This window comes from Halobellus captivus (assembly GCF_007655485.1).
In the GTDB taxonomy this organism is placed as follows: Archaea; Halobacteriota; Halobacteria; order Halobacteriales; family Haloferacaceae; genus Haloquadratum; species Haloquadratum captivum.
The window spans coordinates 712,170-713,592 of the sequence record NZ_VJXQ01000002.1; the positions used below are offsets into that span (position 1 = coordinate 712,170).

The following is a 1,423-nucleotide window of genomic DNA, read 5'->3' on the forward strand; positions in this document are numbered from 1 at the left end:
CCGTGGTCGACGGCGGGGGGTTCCCGAGTGCTTTCAGAAGGACCCTTGATGGGTTGAAGGGGTAAGCGCCTACGTTGAGAACACGGGCGGATCGGCTTTCAGAAGGACCCTTGATGGGTTGAAGGCAACCAAGAGAGAGCGTCGTGTTCGTACCGATCGGCCTTTCAGAAGGACCCTTGATGGGTTGAAGGAACCCCTGCGGGATCCTCGCTCCCGATGAGGATACCTTTCAGAAGGACCCTTGATGGGTTGAAGGACCAAACAACGGCTCGACGACGACCGCGACGGGCTTTCAGAAGGACCCTTGATGGGTTGAAGGTCGTTCTGTTCGCCCGCCTCTAAAGGGAATGGCCCCTTTCAGAAGGACCCTTGATGGGTTGAAGGACACTTTCGACCCATATCCGCGTGTCAACGACTATGCTTTCAGAAGGACCCTTGATGGGTTGAAGGGTCCTGCTGTTTCCTGACGAGAGTCAGCGCCCCGCCGCTTTCAGAAGGACCCTTGATGGGTTGAGGGATTAGTCGCTGGTATCGCAAGACATCGGCGAGTGGCTTTCAGAAGGACCCTTGATGGGTTGAAGGGATTTGGGGTATGGGTTCAACATCGTCCCGGTGGACTTTCAGAAGGACCCTTGATGGGTTGAAGGGATTCGTCCGCAGGGTCGAAGATCCCGACGTTTCCTTTCAGAAGGACCCTTGATGGGTTGAAGGGTCTAAACGAGTCGCCCAACCCAAGCATTTGAGCCTTTCAGAAGGACCCTTGATGGGTTGAAGGCTCACGTCACCCGCGGAGCTGAAAGTCGCGGCCGCGCTTTCAGAAGGACCCTTGATGGGTTGAAGGGTCACGTCACCCGCGGAGCTGAAAGTCGCGGCCGCGCTTTCAGAAGGACCCTTGATGGGTTGAAGGTTCCGGTCGATGCGGCGGCAGGCACCGAGGAGTGGCTTTCAGAAGGACCCTTGATGGGTTGAAGGATCAAACAGATGATGACCGTCCTCGGGGATGCCGCGCTTTCAGAAGGACCCTTGATGGGTTGAAGGTTCCAACACTGGGAAAGTCCACGTCGATGCTGGCTTTCAGAAGGACCCTTGATGGGTTGAAGGGTCACGTCACCCGCGGAGCTGAAAGTCGCGGCCGCCTTTCAGAAGGACCCTTGATGGGTTGAAGGATCCAGCTGATCCGCGAGCGCACCGTCCACCCCGCTTTCAGAAGGACCCTTGATGGGTTGAAGGCGGGTGTCGTTATCCTGTTGGATAGCGAAGTCGCCTTTCAGAAGGACCCTTGATGGGTTGAAGGCTCCAGCTGATCCGCGAGCGCACCGTCCACCCCGCTTTCAGAAGGACCCTTGATGGGTTGAAGGTTCGTGTCGAGACTGCCACCGGCGGTGGGAGAAGATCCTTTCAGAAGGACCCTTGATGGGTTGAA

At 57.0% G+C, this 1,423-nt stretch carries 1 CRISPR repeat array.

Annotation, left to right across the window (positions count from 1 at the left end):
• Positions 1 to 30 precede the first annotated feature (30 nt).
• Positions 31 to 1,358: a CRISPR direct-repeat array (repeat unit 30 nt; unit sequence CTTTCAGAAGGACCCTTGATGGGTTGAAGG).
• Positions 1,359 to 1,423: the final 65 nt, after the last annotated feature.